Source organism: Actinopolymorpha sp. B9G3 (assembly GCF_040120725.1).
Lineage (GTDB): Bacteria > Actinomycetota > Actinomycetes > Propionibacteriales > Actinopolymorphaceae > Thermasporomyces.
Map to the genome: position 1 here is coordinate 1 of NZ_JBEEAB010000087.1, position 815 is coordinate 815.

At 60.5% G+C, this 815-nt stretch carries 1 protein-coding gene; it reads right to left on the reverse strand.

Features of this window, described 5'->3' with window-relative positions; genetic code table 11:
* Positions 1 to 815: ABC transporter substrate-binding protein (locus tag ABNF93_RS34700; protein ID WP_349332508.1), on the reverse strand; the 815-nt coding region annotated here is incomplete at both ends.

Sequence of the window (815 nt, forward strand, 5' to 3'; positions counted from 1 at the left end):
ACGAGTACGGCGGGTTGGTCGGCAGATAGTTGTAGGGGTTGGCCAGGATGACCGCGTCCAGCCCACCCTCGCCCTGCCAGACCGCGGCGTCATGGCTGTTGGCTTCGCCGCGGGTCACGGCCAGTTCGGCGCTGACGCTGTTGACCTTGGCGTCGATGCCAACGTCCTTCCAGTTGCCGACGACAAGCTGCATCGTATCGACCCAGACGGTGATGTCGCTGCGTACGTCGACCTGAAAAGTAATCGGCTTGCCGTCAGGGCCGAGCCGGATCCCGTCTGCACTTTTCTTCGGGTAGGCCTTGTCCAGGTATTCGTTCGCCTGGTCCACGTCGTAGTCGAGGTACTGGGTCGCCATCTGTTCGTCGTAATAAGTGGATTCCTTTCGCGGCGCGATCTGCCACGGCTCGGCCTGCCGCTGCATCACCGCGTTGATGATGTCCTTCCGGTTGATCGCGTACGACAGTCCGATGCGAAAGTCCTTGTTGTTGATGATCTCCCGCATCACCGGGTTCTTGTGGGTCAGGTTCAGGTAGACCGCGACCTGGCTGGTCAGCGCTGGAATCGCGTCGAAGAAGCGGTAGCCTCCCTCCTGCCGACCATCGGCCAGGACCGGCTTGTTGACCGGCTCGTCGAAGGCAAAGTCGACCTCGCCATTGGTCGCCTTCAGTAGCGATACCTCTGGGTCGGTGACCACCGACCACACCATGCCGTCCATGTAGGGAAGTTGGCTGCCCTCTGGATCCACCTTCCAGTAGTACGGATTGCGCTCAACCGTTACCTGGGTCTTCGTGTTGGTCTTGAGCAACCATTGTTGG